General features: G+C 35.7%; 21 protein-coding genes. 9 read left to right on the top strand and 12 right to left on the bottom strand.

The features are described from left to right. Nucleotides 1-86: 86 nt before the first annotated feature. Together ACWPWS_RS14520 and ACWPWS_RS14515 are read left to right on the top strand one after the other, a co-directional pair. Nucleotides 87-1,664, top strand: a complete 1,578-nt coding sequence (locus ACWPWS_RS14520) for a DHA2 family efflux MFS transporter permease subunit (RefSeq protein WP_209788530.1) — start codon at nucleotides 87-89, stop codon at nucleotides 1,662-1,664. Between the two features lie 381 nt (nucleotides 1,665-2,045). Beyond that, nucleotides 2,046-2,642, top strand: a complete 597-nt coding sequence (locus tag ACWPWS_RS14515) for a hypothetical protein (RefSeq protein ID WP_454046991.1) — start codon at nucleotides 2,046-2,048, stop codon at nucleotides 2,640-2,642. 325 nt (nucleotides 2,643-2,967) lie between these two features. On the opposite strand, the gene ACWPWS_RS14510 is transcribed toward ACWPWS_RS14515, so the two are convergent. Genes ACWPWS_RS14510 through ACWPWS_RS14500 form a run of 3 tightly spaced genes read right to left on the bottom strand, consistent with a single transcriptional unit; the run spans nucleotide 2,968 to nucleotide 5,343 of the window. Continuing rightward, a complete protein-coding gene (locus ACWPWS_RS14510; protein ID WP_454046990.1) occupies nucleotides 2,968-3,981 on the bottom strand; it encodes a TQO small subunit DoxD in 1,014 nt (337 codons plus the stop codon). Between the two features lie 52 nt (nucleotides 3,982-4,033). Further along, on the bottom strand, nucleotides 4,034-4,390 hold the full coding sequence (locus tag ACWPWS_RS14505) for a hypothetical protein (protein WP_454046989.1): 357 nt from the start codon (nucleotides 4,388-4,390) through the stop codon (nucleotides 4,034-4,036). Between the two features lie 38 nt (nucleotides 4,391-4,428). Then, entirely contained in the window at nucleotides 4,429-5,343 is a 915-nt protein-coding gene (locus ACWPWS_RS14500) for an alpha/beta hydrolase (RefSeq protein ID WP_454046988.1), read from the bottom strand. Nucleotides 5,344-5,504: 161 nt separating this feature from the next. Here ACWPWS_RS14500 and ACWPWS_RS14495 point away from each other — a divergent pair, with 161 nt between their 5' ends. After that, nucleotides 5,505-6,065: a DNA-3-methyladenine glycosylase I gene (locus ACWPWS_RS14495; RefSeq protein WP_454046987.1), complete on the top strand. Its 561-nt coding sequence runs from the start codon at nucleotides 5,505-5,507 to the stop codon at nucleotides 6,063-6,065. Nucleotides 6,066-6,140: 75 nt separating this feature from the next. Here ACWPWS_RS14495 and ACWPWS_RS14490 read toward each other — a convergent pair whose 3' ends face one another. Further along, nucleotides 6,141-6,518, bottom strand: coding sequence for a winged helix-turn-helix transcriptional regulator (locus ACWPWS_RS14490; protein ID WP_454046986.1), 378 nt, complete (start codon nucleotides 6,516-6,518; stop codon nucleotides 6,141-6,143). Between the two features lie 91 nt (nucleotides 6,519-6,609). On the opposite strand from ACWPWS_RS14490, the gene ACWPWS_RS14485 reads away from it, so the two are divergent. After that, the gene (locus ACWPWS_RS14485; RefSeq protein WP_454046985.1) at nucleotides 6,610-7,140 is read left to right on the top strand and encodes an NAD(P)H-dependent oxidoreductase; all 531 of its coding nucleotides are present in this window, start codon (nucleotides 6,610-6,612) and stop codon (nucleotides 7,138-7,140) included. 9 nt (nucleotides 7,141-7,149) lie between these two features. Here ACWPWS_RS14485 and ACWPWS_RS14480 read toward each other — a convergent pair whose 3' ends face one another. The 4 genes from ACWPWS_RS14480 to ACWPWS_RS14465 form a co-directional block, all read right to left on the bottom strand. Beyond that, nucleotides 7,150-7,587: a hypothetical protein gene (locus tag ACWPWS_RS14480; protein ID WP_454046984.1), complete on the bottom strand. Its 438-nt coding sequence runs from the start codon at nucleotides 7,585-7,587 to the stop codon at nucleotides 7,150-7,152. Between the two features lie 100 nt (nucleotides 7,588-7,687). Further along, nucleotides 7,688-8,167 carry a hypothetical protein gene (locus ACWPWS_RS14475; RefSeq protein WP_454046983.1) on the bottom strand — a complete coding sequence of 160 codons (480 nt, stop codon included), beginning with the start codon at nucleotides 8,165-8,167 and terminating at the stop codon, nucleotides 7,688-7,690. Between the two features lie 37 nt (nucleotides 8,168-8,204). Continuing rightward, a complete protein-coding gene (locus ACWPWS_RS14470; RefSeq protein ID WP_454046982.1) occupies nucleotides 8,205-9,791 on the bottom strand; it encodes a patatin-like phospholipase family protein in 1,587 nt (528 codons plus the stop codon). A gap of 106 nt (nucleotides 9,792-9,897) precedes the next feature. Beyond that, complete coding sequence (locus ACWPWS_RS14465) at nucleotides 9,898-10,797, bottom strand: magnesium transporter CorA family protein (protein WP_209788574.1); 900 nt, start codon at nucleotides 10,795-10,797, stop codon at nucleotides 9,898-9,900. Nucleotides 10,798-10,870: 73 nt separating this feature from the next. Here ACWPWS_RS14465 and ACWPWS_RS14460 point away from each other — a divergent pair, with 73 nt between their 5' ends. Both ACWPWS_RS14460 and ACWPWS_RS14455 read left to right on the top strand, forming a co-directional pair. Further along, the gene (locus tag ACWPWS_RS14460) at nucleotides 10,871-11,893 is read left to right on the top strand and encodes a 3-oxoacyl-ACP synthase III family protein (protein WP_454046981.1); all 1,023 of its coding nucleotides are present in this window, start codon (nucleotides 10,871-10,873) and stop codon (nucleotides 11,891-11,893) included. Nucleotides 11,894-12,209: 316 nt separating this feature from the next. After that, a complete protein-coding gene (locus ACWPWS_RS14455; protein ID WP_454046980.1) occupies nucleotides 12,210-12,905 on the top strand; it encodes a hypothetical protein in 696 nt (231 codons plus the stop codon). Nucleotides 12,906-12,976: 71 nt separating this feature from the next. On the opposite strand, the gene ACWPWS_RS14450 is transcribed toward ACWPWS_RS14455, so the two are convergent. After that, nucleotides 12,977-14,137 carry a thioredoxin family protein gene (locus ACWPWS_RS14450; RefSeq protein ID WP_454046979.1) on the bottom strand — a complete coding sequence of 387 codons (1,161 nt, stop codon included), beginning with the start codon at nucleotides 14,135-14,137 and terminating at the stop codon, nucleotides 12,977-12,979. Between the two features lie 300 nt (nucleotides 14,138-14,437). On the opposite strand from ACWPWS_RS14450, the gene ACWPWS_RS14445 reads away from it, so the two are divergent. Further along, nucleotides 14,438-16,066, top strand: coding sequence for a tetratricopeptide repeat protein (locus ACWPWS_RS14445; RefSeq protein WP_454046978.1), 1,629 nt, complete (start codon nucleotides 14,438-14,440; stop codon nucleotides 16,064-16,066). 320 nt (nucleotides 16,067-16,386) lie between these two features. On the opposite strand, the gene ACWPWS_RS14440 is transcribed toward ACWPWS_RS14445, so the two are convergent. The 3 genes from ACWPWS_RS14440 to pruA all read right to left on the bottom strand — a co-directional run bounded on the left by ACWPWS_RS14440 (nucleotide 16,387) and on the right by pruA (nucleotide 19,210). Then, nucleotides 16,387-16,596, bottom strand: a complete 210-nt coding sequence (locus tag ACWPWS_RS14440) for a hypothetical protein (protein ID WP_209788585.1) — start codon at nucleotides 16,594-16,596, stop codon at nucleotides 16,387-16,389. Between the two features lie 309 nt (nucleotides 16,597-16,905). Beyond that, the gene (locus ACWPWS_RS14435) at nucleotides 16,906-17,052 is read right to left on the bottom strand and encodes a hypothetical protein (RefSeq protein ID WP_454046977.1); all 147 of its coding nucleotides are present in this window, start codon (nucleotides 17,050-17,052) and stop codon (nucleotides 16,906-16,908) included. Nucleotides 17,053-17,584: 532 nt separating this feature from the next. Further along, a complete protein-coding gene (gene pruA / locus ACWPWS_RS14430; protein ID WP_454046976.1) occupies nucleotides 17,585-19,210 on the bottom strand; it encodes an L-glutamate gamma-semialdehyde dehydrogenase in 1,626 nt (541 codons plus the stop codon). A 405-nt stretch (nucleotides 19,211-19,615) separates the two neighbouring features. Between pruA and ACWPWS_RS14425 the strand changes: the two genes are divergently transcribed. Together ACWPWS_RS14425 and ureA are read left to right on the top strand one after the other, a co-directional pair. After that, the gene (locus ACWPWS_RS14425; RefSeq protein ID WP_105680949.1) at nucleotides 19,616-19,981 is read left to right on the top strand and encodes a hypothetical protein; all 366 of its coding nucleotides are present in this window, start codon (nucleotides 19,616-19,618) and stop codon (nucleotides 19,979-19,981) included. A gap of 152 nt (nucleotides 19,982-20,133) precedes the next feature. Beyond that, nucleotides 20,134-20,436, top strand: a complete 303-nt coding sequence (gene ureA / locus ACWPWS_RS14420) for an urease subunit gamma (protein ID WP_105680948.1) — start codon at nucleotides 20,134-20,136, stop codon at nucleotides 20,434-20,436.

The following is a 20,436-nucleotide window of genomic DNA, read 5'->3' as shown; positions in this document are numbered from 1 at the left end:
TGTCAATTTAAAATAAACTGTTTTAAAATTCACTATTCACTTGAGAAGCAAAATTTACCATTGATTTTTTACATCGTAAAAAACTTATGCAAGATTCATTAGTAGAATATGGAGCGCGTAGAGTAATCATTACGATTACGGCTATCCTTTGTGCCCTTCTTGAAATTGTAGACTCCACGATTGTCAATGTTGCCTTGAATGAAATGAAGGGGAATCTTGGATCTACACTTTCTGAAGTGGGATGGGTAATTACGGCTTATGCCATTGGTAACGTAATTATAGTACCAATGACGAGCTGGCTTTCCCAGCAGTTTGGGCGTAGAAATTACTTTGCGGCATCCATCATTATATTTACCATATTTTCATTTTTATGTGGAAATGCGACCAATATCTGGGAACTCGTGTTCTTCAGATTGATGCAGGGAATCGGTGGGGGAGCCTTATTGGTAACTTCACAGACGATTATTACGGAATCTTATCCGATTGAAAAAAGGAGTATGGCTCAGGCTATTTATGGTCTGGGAGTAATTATCGGTCCTACCTTAGGTCCGCCTCTTGGAGGATATATCGTTGATAACTTCAGCTGGCCCTATATTTTCTATATTAATATTCCGATTGGAATTGCAGCAACCTTGATGACGCTGCAGTTTGTAAGAAGTCCGAAATATGCAGAAAAACGTAAAGTCTCGGATGTTGACTGGATTGGGATTGGATTGCTGGCAGTAACAGTAGGTTCATTACAGTTCATTCTGGAAAGAGGACATGAAGAAGACTGGTTTGAAAGCGGAATGATTGTAGCCTTCACAGTAGCAGCAATTTTAGGATTTATATTATTCCTTTGGAGAGAACTTACCTTTAAATATCCAATCGTTGAGCTGAGGGTACTTAAAAACAGTAACCTAAGAATCGGAACCATGATGTCATTTGTGCTTGGATTCGGGCTGTATGGTTCCACGTTCATCGTTCCACTGTATACCCAGAGTATTTTAGGGTGGACGGCACTTCAGTCAGGAGCACTGATGATTCCGGCAGCTTTAACGACGGCCTTTATGATGCCTATCATTGGTAGATTACTGGCAAAAGGAGCAAAACAACAGATTCTGGTTTCTTTAGGATTATTCATCTTCTTTGTCTATAGCTTCTGGGGATACAAAATTCTGACACCGGATACCAGTAAAGATGCCTTTTTCTGGATGTTGATTGTGAGAGGAGCAGGTTTGGGATTATTGTTTATTCCGATTACCTCTTTGTCCTTAAGTACACTGAAAGGGCAGGAGATTGGCCAGGGAGCCGCTTTTACAGGGATGATGAGACAGCTGGGAGGATCTTTCGGGATTGCAGCAATTACTACCTTCATTGCCAATGCTGGTCAGAAGTACAGGAATAACCTGATTTCCCACCTTGACGAAAACAGTTTTGAAGTTCAGCAAAGGCTTGCCGCCCTTAAAGCAAATTTTATAGCGAAAGGAATGACTCCTGATGCAGCAATGAATGCCGCGTATAAAATGCTCGACTTATCCGTAACGAAACAGGCAACGGTATTATCCTATATGGATGTATTTCTTTACCTCGGAATCGTATTCCTGATATGTATTCCGTTTATCTTACTTGTAAAAGAAAGAAAAAGCAAAGAAAAAATAGATTTGAGTGAAGCCATGCACTAAATTATAATAAAAAAAACCTTCGAACTTTTCGAAGGTTTTTTTATGTTGTTTCTGTTGTAAAATAGTATCAGTCAATATCTTTGGATTGTAATTTTGTTAAAGAAAAAATAATATCACATATTGGAGAATTTATTTATTTTGTCTAGCTTTACCATACCAAATGAAAAAAGTATGAATACATTCCCTCACCATTCAAGAGTCCAATCAAAAAGGATTTATCGCAATACAGTATCAGATTTTTATCTGAACTTCATGTATTAAAAACAGTTGAAACAGCTACTTTTTATTTTGTTTTTATATTCCATAAAGACAATTTTCCCATTTCCGAAGCTGTATGAAGTGGTGTGTTTCGTTGCGTTACCTAATTAAACCGTATTAAATATGAATCAAATTCAATTGCCGGAAACTTATGCCGCGTTATCCGACTTCAGAGAAAATGATGTTTATCTTCCTGAAATGGATCAGCCTCAGATTATTTCAGATTTCTTTCCCAAAACCTTTACTGAACTTACCCAGCGCTTGTCAGATATTACAGGTGCTTTTTATGGAGGGATGCTCAAACAAATCGGAAAACTTTATGGAGCAGAAGCTATAGAACAGCTTTCCAGTACTTTTATGTATGATCTCGGATCAAGAATGGCGCTGAGAAATCTTGAAACAAAACCTAATCTGCAGCCTGGCATTCCCGCTGTAGCAAAAATACTGATAGGAGCAATTTTTACATCCAGTCCCGAATATAACTTTGAATTTAAAGAATTAAATGACTACAAATGTGAATTACTGATTAAAGGAGTAGACCGCTATCATAAAATCACCCAGAGCCTGCAGATTGCGGGTTTGCTGAAATGGCCGGTCATAAAACCTTTCATACAGGGAGTTTGCGATACAATGGGACTGGATGTTTTATTGGATATAAAAGTACTCAAACTAGATCCGGACAGCTCATGCAGTTATCATGTAGTTATCTCAGAAAAATAGAATTCTTACAAATATCTCGTTGATTTTACAGAATTTTTATTTCAAAATAGTAATAAAAGCGGATTTTAATCCGCTTTTATTATGGATAAATATCCAATGGTTTGAGACAAAACTGATAAGCAAACTTACGATTTAGTTGATTCCGAAGATTTTATTTTCACGAAATGATATCATAAAGAAAAATCAATAGGAATGGGTGTTACCCATTTAACAAAACAGATAAATATCGTCTGCAGCATTCAATTTTATCGGAGATAAAATCTTTGCGTCTTATAGCCTAAAGCATGAAAATCCTTTGTGCCTTTGCGTCTACCAACAAAATATTTTATTTAATATTCTTAATCCATTCAATTCCACTGATATCAATCAGCTTTAGAGCCTGAATTTCACTTTTTTCAATTATATCATCAATACTCACGGTTACATCAGCCTTTGCTCCCAATGGAATTACCAGACTGTGCTTTCCCGGTTTCACTTTGGCAACGTAATGGTTTTTTATATTTTCTTTAGAGAATCCGGCAAGTTCTTTGTGATCCAGCGCTTTTAAAATATTTCCATTTTTGTCCAGAATATGAATGCCTATGAGAAAAGAGCCATACACATCGGCTCCTTCCGTTCTGTACACTTCAAATTTTAAATCCGAATTAGTATGAGAAATATTTGAAATTTCCAGCTTCGGTTTTACCGATTTATTATGCAGGGTTCCCCATACACCTCCATGGAAATACTGATTGGTAAAAAGAGTTAAACCCAATATGATAAACGAACCTGCCAGTACAAGAACTTTGGGTTGAGAGACAGGAAAATTTCCTGAGCCAAGCCACTGAAACCATCTTTTTTGAGTGAAGCTTTTGTTATTCTTCATGAAATAATAATCCAGTGAATAAGGGCCGCTTCCGGTAAGAAACAGAACAAATCCGCCGGCAACTCCTAAAACTCCGATTTGCCATTCATCAAGACAGGTTGTTCCCAGCCAGCCGGAACCCAGTAATATTCCAAGGGCAAGACTGAAAATTCCGATACTCATTAACCGTGTAAATAATCCGAGAATAATGAATAATCCTACAACGGCTTCAATAATGGTAAAGATGATCATGGAGCGCTCCAAGGCATCCGGGTGGGTAACAAGATATTCAATAATAGGTTTTATGCCGAGGGCATTAGGTAAAAAATGATTGAATTTTTCTCCTATGTATCCTTTTTCGTCAGGAATAAGCTTGTTTTCAAGGATAAGTCGGCGCCAGAACGCTGAAAAGTAAGTCCATCCGATCACCATGCGGAGGGATAAAGTATATAATCCGGCCAGGTCCGAAGACTGGCTGTTTATGGTATGTTTCATTGAAATTTATATTGTATTGTAAAAAACTGATTGTCATTAGATTTAATTTTTTTTAAACCAGATTAAGCTTCAGTCTTTTAAATAGAATATATTTTGGAGGGCTGTTTCCTGTAGAATGCCCGGAATAGGTATTGAGGGAAATCTTTTCTTCAACAAAGTTACCTGTAGCTTGATTAACACCCAATAAGAATTTACTGTATCGGCTTTGAACTTTAGTTTTTGAAACTGAAATTCCTGAAGAAACAGAAGCGAGATCACAGCTAAAGGAAAGAGATGAAGTTGTTTTTACTTTATTCAGCCCGCTGATGTATTGAATGTCAAAAATATCAAGAACATTTCTTTTCACAGAACATGGTGATAATGAAAACACCAATATAAGCATCGTAATGATGGCTTTATAGGTTTTCATATGGATTCCTGAATGGGGCATGATTACAAAACTACACTTTATTTTAATGTGAGCTTTATAAATTCCAGGAAATCGTTCTGTTGATCCACAAATAAGTAGTGGGAACAGTTATCAATAAGCCTGAAATGGTTCTTCCCGACAATATTTTTAAGATCATTCAGCTGTTTTTCTGAAAATATTCCGTCATTCTTACCATACACTGCAAAAATGGGAATTCCTTTTTTGCTGATACTTTTTAAAATGGCAGTATTGTCAAGATTATTCTGAGACTCATTTTGGTAGAATTTAAGAGGAGAATCAGGATTTCTTATATTGTTTTTGTTGAATTCACTTGCTTTGTATTCCGTTCTCAGCATTTCACTTTCGGGAGTAGGATGGGGCATATCAAAGAATCCAAGTTTCCCAGCCACATCATAACATCTTTTTCTATAAGCAGCAGAATTTTTGTCCAGGCTTTCTATTTCCGAAATCTCTTTAAGCCGGGCAGGATCATTTTTAAAATGTCCTTTAGCCTTTTTTATAATATGATTGTAGGTTTCCTGTTGGGTAAATAAAGCTCCGGCAAGCGTAAGGGATTTTACTTTTTCCGGAAATTGTTCTGTAAATAAAGTCCCGATAATTCCCCCAAAACTGTGGGCAAGAATATTGGCTTTTTTGATATGGTAAGTGGAATAAATACTTTTTAAATCTTCAAAGCTTTCTTTGAATGTCATGGTTGCATTTTCATCCTTTGAGCGTCCTTCACCACGTCTGTCGTAGACAATGACATAAAATCCTTTATCGGCAAGGTTTTGGGCTGTAGTTCCTTCAAATAAAGTTGCATTTCCGCTGGGGCCGCCATGAATAAAAATGACAGGAGTATTTTTCGGATTTCCATAAGCCTTTGAGTATAAATTCTGTGCTTGAAAGGATATTGAACATATCATAAGAAGAATGGAAAACAGAAATTTCATGTGGATCTTTTTTTGAGTCTTCTAAACTACTAAATATTCTCTGAGCTGAAAGCCCTCAAACACATGGAATTATTATTAATATTAAAATACTACTGACGTACAGTTGTCACAAACCTGTCTTATCTTTACCACATTATTTAGAATTTAAACAGAATATTTCAATGAGTTATTGTTTAGCCATAGAAGGAATGCAGCCCGAAAGCCGAAAAGAACTGCACAAAAATTATCATGATAACTATTATGGATTTCCTATTCATGATGATAATGAGTTGTTTGGAAGACTGATTCTTGAAATCAATCAGGCGGGATTAAGCTGGGAAACCGTTCTGAAAAAAGAAGACAGCTTCAGAAAAGCGTATGACAATTTTAATATTCAGCAAATAGCTGCTTATACGGAGGAAGACCGTGAAAGACTGTTAAGCGATCCGGGGATTATCAGGAATAAACTGAAGGTGAATGCTGCCATTGAAAATGCAAAAACGATTATAGAATTACAGAAGGAATTTGGTTCGTTCGAGAAATGGCTGGAACATTATCATCCAATGACATTGCAGGAATGGATGAAGCTATTCAAGAAAACCTTCAAATTTACAGGCGGAGAGATTGTCAATGAATTTCTCATGAGTACGGGATATCTCAAAGGAGCTCATCACGAAAGCTGTCCGATACATTCGAAAGTATTGGCTCAGAAGCCTTTGTGGAGGGGGAAAACGGCTAAATAATATGCCTGGATTCCTACGGAATGACAAGGTGCGTGTTTAAGACTAAATACTTCTATTGGTCATTCCGTAGGAATCTCAATTATTCCTTGATGATTGCTTCATCAGTTCTTTATGCTCATTGCCCCATTTTTCAAACTCCAGGATGATGGGTTTCAGTTTGTAGCCTATTTCTGTAAGTTCATATTCTACCCTTGGCGGAACTTCAGCATATACTGTTCTGGTGATGATTTTATCTTCTTCCAGTCTTCGGAGCTGAAGGGTAGGCATACGTTCTGTAATGTTCTGAAGCTTTTTTCTCAATTCTCCAAAACGCATTTTTCCATTAATCAGATAACAGCAGATGGCCAATGCCCATTGTCCCCCGATAATATTGGATGCATAGATTTCCGGACATTCATCGGCAAGCGCTTTTTTATTGGCAAAATTGGTTGAATTTTCCTTTATTTTAGTCATTACTTACATTTTTTATAGTACCATACAATGGGTAGCTAATGTACGAAATGTAAGTTACGTGTCGTAATTTTGTCATAGAAATTTAAACATAATGAAGACCTTAGTAATTGTTACCCATCCCGATATTGAAAAATCTGTGATCAATAAAAAATGGATTGACGAATTAAAAAAATACCCTGAAAAATATACGGTTCATCAATTATACGAAGCTTATCCTGACGGAAAAATCAATGTAGCAGAGGAGCAAAAGCTGATGGAATCTTATGATAAGATTGTATTTCAGTTTCCGTTTTACTGGTTCAGCAGTCCGCCGCTTTTAAAACAATGGCTGGATGAGGTGGTTTTGTATGGTTGGGCATATGGAAGCAACAGCGGTTTCAAGCTTGCCGGAAAGAAAATGTCACTGGCTGTTACCGCAGGAATAGATGAAGAAGGGTACAGTGCATCCGGAGAATATAAATATACTATGAACGAGCTTTTCCGACCTTATGAACTGACTTTTGATTATATAAAAGCAGACTACAAAGAACCTTTCGTTTATTACGGAATTGAAAGAGATTCTTCCGATGAATGGATCAACAGAAGTGTTCCGATGTATCTGGAGTTTCTGGATCAATTATAATGAGTTATATTAATCAGAATAAAGAAAATATAAGAGATAATTTTTTTCACTGCCTTTAATAAGAAAAAAGTCATACATAATCCCTATATAACCATAATCATCGCTAAGAGCGATAAAATGTGCCGATTGTAATTGTGATACTGATTTTAAGGTATTATAAAATAAAAATACTTCGTCACTCTTTCTTCTGTCATTTAATGGGATATTGACTAATTCTCCTTTCTTGAAGAGCCATTCATCTAAAAATCTTTTTAGACCTTGTTCATCTATTGTATTGATATAAGAAATTGTAGTCTTGTGAAGGCCGCACTTCTTTCTCAAGACCTCAATAACATCTGTTGATGTCTCAAATTCTATAATATTATATTGATACATGAGTTCAGTATTTGGTGTATTTAGGCGGGCAAAAGTGTTCAGTATTCCTTTTAAATATTCTAACGTGTTCATTTTACAAATCTTTAACAAATTAGTTGTGAAAAATGAGAGGATCATGGTTGTATTTATCAATAAAATGGTATTGAGTACAATTTTTATTAGATAAATTTTTTTATATTCTATTTATATATTTCTCATTGAACTTTTGCAGATCTATTGCTTGTTCATGAAAATAATCTTTAAACTTATCTGAAAGATTTTTATCTTTAAATTTTATAAGAGTATACCCACTATCAAAGGCAATAATTTCTATAATACTTTCCTGTATTAAAAAATGATTAGGCTCCCAAACAATGGAATCTTCAGCAGATAATTTGGAGATTAATGAAGCATCTGGTTCAATATTATAGGGTATAGCCGATATTATTCCCCAAATTATTTGAGTATTGCTGTGATAGAGTTTTTCAAATTCCGGATTATCTAAAACAAAAAAATCTTCATCAAAATTAATGGGAAGTGGCTGATCAGATATAAAATCCAGATCAGTTAAGATCCAGTGATAAATACTCAGATCATCCCATATAGGCTTTAAAACTTCATGAAGATTCGTATGGAGTTTTACTTTTTTTGTACTTCTGATAATCCAGTTCATTTATTCTCTATTTAAAAATTAAAATACTTAAAAATCCTTATCCCACCGTAGGTGTATCTTCTTCTTTCAGTATTTTTTTCTCCTTCATGGTAAGCATCATTCTTTCATATTTGTACTTTTCCCAATCAAAGGTGTTAAGAAAATCAAGGGCAGCCTGAAAACCTCTGTTGAAAAGTTCTTCCTTTTCTTCTTTTTTCATGAAGAAGTTCAGCCAGCTGCTGGTACCGCAGTTGACGCTTTGTATGCTGTATAAACGATAAAAAGTATGTTTGGTAAGGAATGTTTTGTCGTTAAATCCTTTTAGAGTACTGATGATATTTCCGGCATAACTGAAGGGCGTTTTGAGAATTTCCTCACTGGTTTTCCCTCTTTCAGAAAGAATAGCAGAATCGCTCGTCAGCTGTACTCCGAAAAGGGGCATTCTCGGATAAAAAACTTCATCAGCGTGAAAAAGATCAATAGGAAAGTTGGAAATACTGCCACCATCAATGAAAACCCCGGCAGGGTTTATATCTTCCGGTTTGGTATTCATCCAGTATCTCCATGCATATTTTACAGAATCGTTGTCTTTATTGATTTGTTTCTGAAAAGGTTCAAAGAAAAGGGGAACCGCCATAGAGGCTCTTACGAATTCAGCCGGACTGATGTGTTTCAGTTCCTCTTCAGACCAGTAGAGATTGGCCATCGTAGGAAGTTCCACTTTAATTTTAGCATTGATATCGGTGGTAATGATTACATATTCAGACTTCAGAAGATAAAACGGGTTGTTTTTATAGTAATCATTGTTGACAGCGCTTTCATAGAAAATTCTGTATCGGGTTTGGTCAATGTGTACCTGGTTTTTAACTTTAATTTTTTCGATGCTTTGCAGCGCCATCAGATAATATTCCTGCCCGTTTCCATAACGGTAATTGAGGTTGAGATCCTGTTCTTTCTGAATGAATTTTTCATTGAGATGGGCAACCGTTTTTATTCCAAATTGCTCCAGTGCATTTTGCATGGTATTCTGAAAAGCATTTCCGGGATTCAGTCCGCTGTTTTCTTTCCTGAAATTATTGTAGAGCTTTTGAATACAGAAAAAGAGAATGACAGCCGGAATCAGAGGAATCAGAAACATCAGTTTGGCATTCAGAATTGTTGTTGAAGGAGCCAAAAAAGGAATACTGATCAGAATAATAAAAAGGATAGCGGCAATAACAGCATTGATCTTAAAAAAATCTTTGTTGTTCAGCATGGCATGGAGCGTTGTTTTTACATAGGTCTTCCCATCCATGAAATCTGAAAAATCCCAACTGAAAAGAATATCTTTGATCAATGCGCTTTTAGATTCTTCTTTGGTTTTACAGGCAGCAATGAGCATAGTGTTTATTGCTCCGGCACTTGTTCCTGCTACTTTCAGAAAACGGATGCCGAATATTTCCAGTCCGTAAAGATACCCTACCAATGCGCTTCCCCAGACACCGCCACCTTCCTGCACAAATTCTACATACTGATTACCATTCTGATCCAGAAGATCAGAGAATTCTTTGGCAGATATATTCTCGTGTAAGGCAAGCAGTTTATCTTTAGATGCCTGTGAAAGAGAAGAATCTCCCAGAATTTTGTTGAGGTTTTCAGTGGTCATGGTATTTTGTTTTGATGGTGTGTTGGTTAAAGGCAAAAATGCAATCAACCGATGTCTATTTTACTGAAGATAAAATCTTTGCGCTTTTGTGTTGATATAAAATTAATCACCACTGTCTTCGTCTCACATAAATAAACGTACTGATCACAACCGTTGCCATGGCTCCCAGCGTTATAAAATATCCGTATTTATGGTGAAGCTCAGGCATATTATCGAAGTTCATTCCGTAAACTCCGGCAATAAAAGTAATTGGTAAGAAGTAAACTGAATAAATAGCCAGAACCTTCATCACCTGATTGGCCTTTTGATCCGAAAGTGCCAGGAACATGGAAATAAGGTTGGTGATCTGAATATTCAAGTGGTCAAAATCTGCCACTACATCTTTATGCTTATCCTTTAAATCGACAATTTCAGAGTCCTGTAAATTCAGTAATTTAAATTTATCAATAGCATCCGTGGAAATCACCAGTACCCTGGAATTTAATCCTGATTTTCGTTTCAGTTTGTATAGACGGCGGATCTGGCTGGTATGATTGGTATTTTTAAGAAAAATCTCATTCTCTATATTGTCCATCGTTTCAAACAGACTTAAAGATTCATCATCAAAACTTTTCATGATCAATATAGCAATCATCAGCGTGATCTGCTGAGGATTAAGATCTTCCTGAATCAAAGAAACTTTCTTCTTGACTTCAGTGATGCTTCTGGTTTTCATCCTGTGGATGGTGATAATGGTATTTTCAACCAAAAAAATTCCAATCTTGGTGCTGATATCGCTGATGGTATTCAAATTCTTTCTTTCCAGCTCTGTACTTTCACGGAGTAAGAAGAATTTTATATTCCCGTCTTCTTCATATTTCGGAAGGTGATTAGGATCCATTGTATCTTCCAGCAGAAGATTATTGATTTCATATCTTTCATGAAGAAATTTCAGGTCTTCTACAGTAGGAGCCTCTACATCTACCCATTCGCACTGGGAGGTTCTGTATATCGTATCAATTGGCATAAAGTAAAAATACTAATATTTTGAAAAACTATGTGTTAAATAAGTTTTATCTTTGCCAAAATTAAAAAACTATATGATTAAAAGTACAATAAAAGGTGTGGGATTTTATGTTCCAGATAACGTTGTTACAAATGATGATTTAGCAAAACTCATGACGACCAATGATGAGTGGATTACGGAAAGAACGGGGATCAAGGAAAGAAGACATCGTAAAAATAGAAATGATTCTCAGGAAACAGCCGCTTATCTAGGATTTAAAGCTTCTGAAAAGGCCCTTGAAAAAGCGGGTCTTACTGCTAAGGATATTGATTATATTGTTTTTGCAACACTTTCTCCGGATTATTATTTTCCCGGATGTGGAGTATTGCTGCAGGATATGTTGGGATGTGATACCATTGGAGCATTGGATGTAAGAAATCAGTGTTCAGGATTTGTCTATTCTATGAGTGTTGCGAATGCATTTATTAAATCAGGAACTTATAAAAATATTCTTGTTGTAGGAGCAGAAGTTCATTCTTTCGGATTGGATTTTTCTGACGAAGGAAGAGGGGTTTCTGTAATCTTTGGAGATGGAGCAGGAGCTGTTGTTCTTTCTGCATCAGAAGATGAAAATGCAGGAGATATCTTAGCGATGAATATGCATTCTGAAGGAAAATATGCTGATGAATTATGTACACAATTTCCGGGATCTAAATTCGGATGGAGTGACAGAATGAGAAAAGAACCGGAGAATGTTACCAATAAAGAAGTTTATCCTATTATGAACGGAAACTTTGTATTCAAACATGCCGTAACAAGATTTCCGGAAACCATGATGGAAGCACTGAACAAAGCAGAAAAAAACATCGAAGATCTTGATATGTTCATTCCACACCAAGCTAACCTGAGAATTGCTCAGTTTGTTCAGCAAAAATTTGGACTGCCAGATGATAAGATTTTTAATAATATTCAGAAATACGGAAATACAACGGCTGCTTCTATTCCCATCGCTTTAAGTGAAGCGATTGAGCAAGGAAAAATCAAGAGAGGAGATTTGGTTCTTCTTTCAGCTTTCGGAAGCGGATTTACCTGGGGAAGTGTTTTGTTTGAATATTAATAAACAAAAAGGCGAAAAGGCTTCATTGCAAAATAGCTAAAAAAAAACCGCAAAACTCTCGTTCTGCGGTTTTTTTTGTTTTTAATAGAGGTTTTAATTTTTTTGTTTATTTGTTTTAATAATTTAATTTAAATTATTGTTTATTAGTATATTATATATGTTTTTTTGGTTTTTAAAGTGAATTTTTTGTGTTATAGAACTTATAGTATAGTTGTTGTTTTTTAATTGAAAATATTCATTAAAGTTTTTTTAAGAAAAATATATATAATAGTAACTTTATTAAGTTTATTAAGCGAAATTTCTAGAAACAAAAAACATGAAAAATTATTTATTACTGGGAGCTTTTTTAGTTCCCATGTTTTTTTTGGGGCAGGTCGGGATACTGACTTCAACTCCTCAGAAGACCTTACATGTCAACGGTTCATTACAGGTAGTAAATGAATTAAATGTAGGTGGAGATAGTACAACAGCTGGATCAGCAGGAACTTCCGGTCAGGTTCTGACTTCTAACGGTGTTGCGGCTGCACCCTCATGGCAAACAGTGAATACAATAAGCGGAACGATTAACAACGCTTATTATGTACAAGGAACTACAGCTGCTACAGCTGCTCCTGGAGCAACAATTGATGTCCCGGGAGTAACTATTACTTTAACAGTTCCTGCAGGAAGAAATCAGACCTTTTTATTTACTATTTTAGGATATGCTACATTATTAGATGGTAATTCGAGCCAAGGGGTTTTTGCCCTTTTACAGAATGGAGTGAAAATTTCTTCAGCTTTCGCTACTAAAGCAGGAAGTTTTCCTGGGGGAATCACTTTGCTAAATATGCCGATTCCGGTGACATTTTTGAAATCGGTAACCCTTGCAGCGGGAACTTATACTTTTAAAATTCAATATGCTTCGTGGTCTGGGAGTGCTACAGTTAATTTTGTTCCTTCTGCTTATGCAGGATATAATGGTGATACAGAAGCAATGCTTACTAAGATGCAGGTTTTGGTATATAATAACTGAACATTTTAATCAAAAAACAAAAAACCGCGGAACAAAAGTTCTGCGGTTTCTTATTTATATAGTATACTCTATTAAAGGCTTTTTAATAATTTTTCTGTGTCAGAAGAATCCTGTCCGGTACTTTTTGCCAGTTCAATAGATTTTTCAGCCCACATTTTTGCATTTTTCTTATCTCCTACCTTATTGTAAAGATTGGCTAGCGTATCTGTATTGGCAAAGTTCTGGTCTTTCTTTACAGATTCTTGTGCCCATGTAATGGCTTTTTCCAGAGATGTCTTATTGCTTACATTTTCAAAGAAGTTCCATGCAAGAGAATTCAGTTCTTCAGAACCTGCTGCAGAATAATCTTTGTAAAGGTCAAGGATTAATTTTTCATACTCAGGAATATCTTTGTTCTTTAAAGCTCTGTTGGCTTTCATTCTTTTTAAAATCTTGTCGGCCTCTTCTTTGCTCAGGAATTTCTGGGTTTCAGCCATGAAATAGTTGTCATCCCATTTTTTTGTATCCGGGTTATAAGCTTTTTTAGAAACAGTGTTCAGCTTGATGTTTTTATCAAACTTTTCGTATTTATCTTCAGGGAAGAATTTAATGATCTCTGCTTTTTTATCCTGGAAAATTTTGTACAAAGGACTATCTGTTGTCTGAACTCCTGAAAGAAGCATCTGGATATCTTCCTGATCTAAATTGGGTTTCTGCTGGAAATAACGGTTAAGTACTTTTCCGGCAAACTCAGCATCGTTATACATAGTAAGTCCGGCAAGATTCTTTAAAAACTCAGGGTTTTTCTCTCCCTTTTCAAATTGCTGTTTCAGAGAAGTAAGTCTTTTATTCGGGTCTTCAGCATCTTTGGCAAACTGGATAAAGTCTTTTTCTTCTACATATCCTAACGTTCTGTGTACTGCTTCACCGTTTCCGTCAATAAACAGATAGGTAGGGAATGCTTTTACGTTATATTTTTTGGCAAGCTCAATTCCTTCTCCTTTTTCCATGTCAATTTTAGCATTGATAAAGTGAGAATTGTAATAATCACCTACAGACTGAAGCGGGAAAATATTTTTTACCATCAGTTTACAAGGTCCACACCATGAGGCATATGCATCAATAAAGACCAGTTTATTTTCTTTTTTTGCTTTGGCAAGGATAGAAGCAAAATTGCTGTCTTCAAATTTAATTCCCTGCGCCCATGCAAGAGCTCCTATAAAGATTGAGGAAAGTATGGCTATTTTTTTCATAAAAACTTTTATTCCCTGCAAATGTAATAAATATGATGACATATGAGTCGTTCATATTGAAAATAATTATAAAGGAACTTTAGTTTTAAAACAGCTATCAAGGCGTATGAAAGATAATCATTTATTGTTTTAGTCTTATTATTAAAATTAACGCAAATGACTGTTTTAAGGTAAATGATTAAATTTCAATAGAATGTTTTAATAAAAAATAAAATATCACTAGTTTTGTAAAAAACAAAAAGACACTCCGTGAAAATAATGATGAATTATTATAGAATAAAAATAATAATTTGTTTTCTTATGCCTAAAAGTCTTCTGAAATTTTTGTTTTTGCTGGCAACAGCAGTTCCCATATTCGCTCAGAAAAAAAATAACTTTGACCTTATCTGTGAGAAGACTTCTTCTGTTACAGCCTATAAGGATTTACCCAAAGCCATCAAAACCGCAGATTCTCTGTATATGAGGGCACAAACATCTTCAGAGAAGATCAAATGTCTTGTTCTTTCTTCGGAGCTATATCATCATGCAGGAGAACTTAAAAAAGCAATCTGTTTCAGTGAAAATGCCCATTCGGTAATCAATCAGATGAATGATCCGGAATGGATGGCCGTGGTGACCAGATTACTTGCGAGGCAATATAGACAGGTAGGGTTATACGAAAGATCCAAAAAATACATTGTAAAAGGGCTGGAGGCTTCCGGACGGATTACCGATTTTCAAAAAAGTAATGAAGCCGCAGGGCTCCTGAATCAGGAAATGGCCTTCTATGAGATGGAGCTTGGGAATTATCCCAATGCGATACGGCATATTGAATCCTCTCTGAAATATTTTGAAAAAATAAACAGCTATAACGAAAGCAGAACGGCAGCAGCTTCATATCAGCTGTTGGGAGAGGTCTATTTCAAACTTAATGATTATTCTGTTTCCGAAGATTACTATCGAAAAGCGGAAGGACTGCTTAAAAATGGAAGCTGTACAATGGGGCTGGTTTATAACGGGCTTGGAGGTATACGCCTGAAGCAGAAAAACTGGAAGGACGCTGAAGTGTATCTTAAAAAAGCAGAAAAAATTGCAGACACATCCCGAAGTCTTAAACTTAAAAAAGCCGTTTATTCCAATATTAACGATTATTATGAAGGAATTGGAGACAATTTTAAAGCTTCATTATATGCTGTGAAATATGTACGTGCTTATGACAGCATTGCAGCCCGTAATCAAAGTTTTGCTGCGAAGGGTGGAGAAATTCTGAAAGGAAAGAACAGTAAAAAAGGAGCACAGATGAATCTGGTAAAAAATGCAGCCATTATCATTCTGTTTACTTCGCTGGTTGTTTTACTTGTTTTATTCAGGGCAAAGCAGAAAAAACAGCGTTCAAAGTTCAGAAATATTATAAGAGCTCAGTTAAATATGATCAGTAAAAGAACTCAGTATTCTTTACAACAACCCGATGGTGCCGAATTTTCCAATATATCTGTGGAAGAAATTGATGAAAAAGACTCTGAAGCAGACCGCAGAAGGAATGATTCCCTCATGACTTCCGAAACAGAATCAAAATTGCTTGAACTTCTTGAAGATTTTGAAAAAGGTGATCTTTATAACAACAAAGGAATGTCCCTTTCTTTTCTTGCCGGTGAATTGAATACCAATACAAAATATCTGTCTTATGTTATCAATCAGCATAAAAGTGCAGACTTTAAAACGTATGTCAATCGTCTACGAATCAATTATATTGTAGACAAATTAATCAATGATGAAAAGTACCGGCAGTATAAAATAAGTATCCTTGCCGATGAATGCGGATTCTCTTCACACAGTAAATTTGCTGCTGTCTTTAAAGCGGTTACAGACTATTCTCCATCAGCATATATCAAATATCTGGATACTGAAAAGCAATCAGACAAAAATATCCATTTTCCGGAAAATGATTAAAAACAGCTTGTTTTTTTAATTCTACCTTACCATTTTCATGAAAATGAACAACCTATTATTTTAAAGAAAAGCTTTGCTGGTATATATTTGCATCAGTTTCACGGGACATGATGTAATTCTGCTGCAGCTTATCATTTTTATTTTCTTCTTTCAAGATAAGAGTAAGCCCAAACTGCAATTCCCTTTTTTTTAGCTTTTAAGGAAAATATTCTTCTGATCAGGAATATGAACCATATATTATAATCGGGGTTGATTGCCCGGTTTTTTTTCAGTCAAGTTTTTTTAAGTGCAAATCCACAGATTTCTGTGGATTTGTGATTTTATTTAACTTTTGTACTGTCGGTTTTAATTTTCGAAGTATCAGAGGTTGCGGGTGAAGGGATGGAGTTGGCCACAGCAGAATCTCCCATTTTATTTCTTAAAGAATCTTTATTGTGAGCCTCTTTATATTCCTCTCTTTTTTCTTTATTTTGAGCACAACTTCCAAGGAAAAGAAGTCCAAGAACAGCTCCTATCCATAATTTTTTCATAATAGTTAATTTTGATTGTTGATGATAATCAAATATAAGGAATTAATTAAAAGATAAAAGATAAAAGATAAAAGATAAAAGATAAAAGATAAAAGATAAAAGATGTTGTCATTAAAATTCAATAAGGGTGGGTTTTAACCCGCCTTTAAAAATAATATATCATCATCGGCTTTAGCCAAAACCTAAATAATAGTCCTTCAAAGCTAAAACTTGATGATAACTTCAACATTTTCCGGTTATTCAATAAAAAAAATCTGCAGAGCTTTCATCTGCAGATTTTCCATTTTTAAATCGAATGTTATATAAATACTATTTGACAGGAGACGTTGCCATAGAATCCCTTTTTATCTTGATACTGTCAGGATTTGTCATTTTTGTAGTCATGGTATCAGTTGTTGTAGGAGGTATACTTTGCGTATTACCTACTGTTGCTGAATCCCGGCTACTGGTTGACATTGTCGATTCTTTGGTTCCACAGCTCACTGCAAATATTCCTATTCCAACGGCTGTTAACAATAACTTTTTCATATTCTTCTATTTTGAGGTGTAGTAACAAAAAATCAATAATTATTCCTAACAGTACCTGGTAAATCGTAAAATATCTGTAAAGTTTGTTAAAAGATGTTAGGTAGCAGGTAGTAGTAGGTAGCAGGTAGCAGGTAGCAGGGAATAGGGAATAGGGAATAGGGAATAGGGAATAGGGAATAGGGAATAGGGAATAGGGAATAGGGAAAAGGAGTTAGAAGTTAGAAGTTAGAAGTGGGAGAGTGTTATGGAAATGAAAGTACTTTTTTAACTGCCAGTAACCTTAAACTCTAAACTCTAAACTTTAAACTTTAAACTTTAAACTTTAAATCTTGAACCTTGAACCTTGAACCTTGAACCTTGAACCTTGAACCTTGAACCCGAATCCTCGTATCCACAAAAAAGCCCCGAAACCGAAATTCCGAGGCTGCTATATCATTTATCAATGATCATTGATCGTTTATTACCCTAAATATGGATATTTGTAGTTTTTTGGAGAAACAAACGTTTCTTTTACGCTTCTTACAGAGGTCCATCTTAGAAGATTCATTTTAGAACCTGCTTTATCATTAGTTCCTGAAGCTCTACCACCACCGAAAGGCTGTTGTCCTACTACGGCACCCGTTGGTTTATCGTTGATGTAGAAGTTACCTGATGCATTTTCTAACGCTTTAAAAGCTTCATTAATTGCGTAACGGTCTTGTGAGAACACAGAACCAGTCAATGAATAAGGAGAAGTAGAATCTACAAGTTTTAGTGTTTCTTTCCAGTCCTGATCTTCATATACGTAGATCGATAAGATTGGCCCGAAGATCTCTTCCACCATACTTTCGTAGTGAGGATTTGTAGTTTCGATTACTGTTGGGTGTACAAACCATCCTTTAGAATCGTCAACTTTTCCACCGATGGCTACAGCAGCTTCACCGGAAGCATTTGCTCTGTCGATGTATCCTTTACATTTTTCGAAAGAATTTTTATCAATTACAGCGTTTACGAAGTTTGAAGTATCTTCTGGAGAACCTACTTTAATAGAGTTCATCTGAGTTTCCATTACTTTTTTCACATCAGCCCAAAGAGACTTAGGTACATAGGCTCTTGAAGCAGCAGAACATTTTTGTCCCTGATATTCAAAAGCACCTCTTACCAATGCAGTTGCTACAGCTTCTACGTTAGCAGAAGGGTGAGCGATTACAAAATCTTTACCGCCTGTTTCTCCAACGATTCTTGGATATGTTCTGTAGTTGTGGATATTGTCTCCGATCATTTTCCACATTCCCTGGAATACTTTTGTAGAACCAGTGAAGTGAAGACCTGCAAAATCACGGTGAGCCAATATTTTCTCAGCAGTTTCTTTTCCATCTGTAAAGATCATGTTGATAACCCCTGCAGGAAGACCAGCTTCGATTAATACATCCATAATTACTTTTGCAGAATATACCTGCTTGTCAGAAGGTTTCCAAACCACTACGTTTCCTAACATTGCCATACAAGTCGGAAGGTTTCCGGAAATAGCTGTAAAGTTGAACGGAGTTACTGCAAAACAGAATCCTTCTAATGGTCTGTACTCAACGCGGTTCCAGATTCCATTGTCAGAAACTGGCTGCTCAGAATACATTTCTGTCATGAACTCAACATTGAATCTTAAGAAGTCGATGAACTCACAAGCTGCATCAATTTCAGCCTGGTGTACGTTTTTAGACTGTCCGATCATTGTTGCAGCGTTGATCACATCTCTGTAAGGACCAGCCAAAAGATCAGCTGCCTTTAAGAAAATTGCTGCACGCTGTTCCCAGCCTAGTTCATTCCATTCTTTTTTAGCTGCCAATGCCGCGTTGATAGCGTCATCCACATGCTGCATACCACCCTGATAGTAGAATCCGAAATCATGAGCATGATCCTGTGGAGACTGAAGCTGTACTTTTGTATCTGTTTTTACTTCCTTTCCGTTGATGATCATTGGGATTTCTACCTTTTCAGCCCACATTTTTTTATAAGTGTCGATAAGGCTTTTAACTTCCGGAGATCCCGGTTCATAAGAATTTACCGGCTCGTTTACCGCTAATGGTACTTGCGAAATTGCTTTTGACATATTACGTTTTATTATTTTATTATATTAAATAAGATGTGTATACAAATTTACGATAATTATAAGGAAAGAAAAAATACCGCCTGCTTTTATGGAATAAACTTGATTATTGAATAATCATTAATGGATAACGGTTTTTTAACATATGAAATTGAGAATATAAGATGTATTTATTCGATTTCTTAAATAGAAGGAAAAGATGAGATGAACAATCAGAATTATGGGAATGGGGACAATTAAATATTTGTCATAGTTTATAAATAGTGCTTATGTATTGTAAATAAGGGATTTATAGTGGAATGTTAAAAATACATAAAATTGCATTTGTTGCGATTTTGAACATTTTAAATAATTTTTTTGATAGCCTGGGTTTTAAGATTGTTCTAATTTTACACCATTATTAACAGTATGAAAAAAAGAGTCTTATTTTTCTCTTTTGTGATATTTTTCTCAGCGTTGTGTGCAGGTCTTTTTGCACATACAGGGAAAACTCAACCATACTCTGATATTCTTTCAAAAATTCATCTCCTTCAGCAGAAATCTGATCAGCAGACCCAGCCTGAAATGTATAGCTTTTCAGATGCACAGGATGTACAGGATTCCAACGACTGGGAGAAAGTGAAGTTTGACTATTCGATACTTGCCCAGCAGTGGTTGCACTATTTCTTTGCAGATTATACTTACAATACACGTGTTGCGGCCGTTCAAACCCGTATTTATATTACCGAACCAAGATACATTCTGTATCATTCCCTGCAGATAGCACGCTGCTAAATCTTTTAAAATTTTAATGATCCGTTATGATTTGTATTCATGTCAATACAAGTCCATAAAAATCATTCCCATTTTACATTTTTGAACATTTCTATTTGCCTTTGCAAAAAGGTGAACGGGATTCTGTTTGTCCAATTTTAAATAAAAATATTATGCACTTAACACCGAGAGAAACGGAGAAGCTTATGCTATTTCTGGCAGGCGAGCTCGCTCTAAAAAGAAAGGCAAGAGGCCTTAAATTAAACTATCCGGAATCCATAGCACTCATCAGTCATTTTTTGCTTGAAGGAGCAAGAGATGGAAAAAAAGTAGCCGAATTGATGCAGGAAGGCGCTCATCTTCTTACTAAAGAGGATGTAATGCCTGGCGTGGCAGAAATGATCCACGATGTTCAGATTGAAGCTACTTTCCCGGATGGGACTAAACTTGTAACCGTACACAATCCAATCCGTTAA

This window comes from Chryseobacterium sp. Marseille-Q8038, assembly GCF_965111995.1.
The sequence above is the reverse complement of the archived record's forward strand: the minus strand, read 5'-3'. Positions and strand labels throughout refer to the sequence as shown.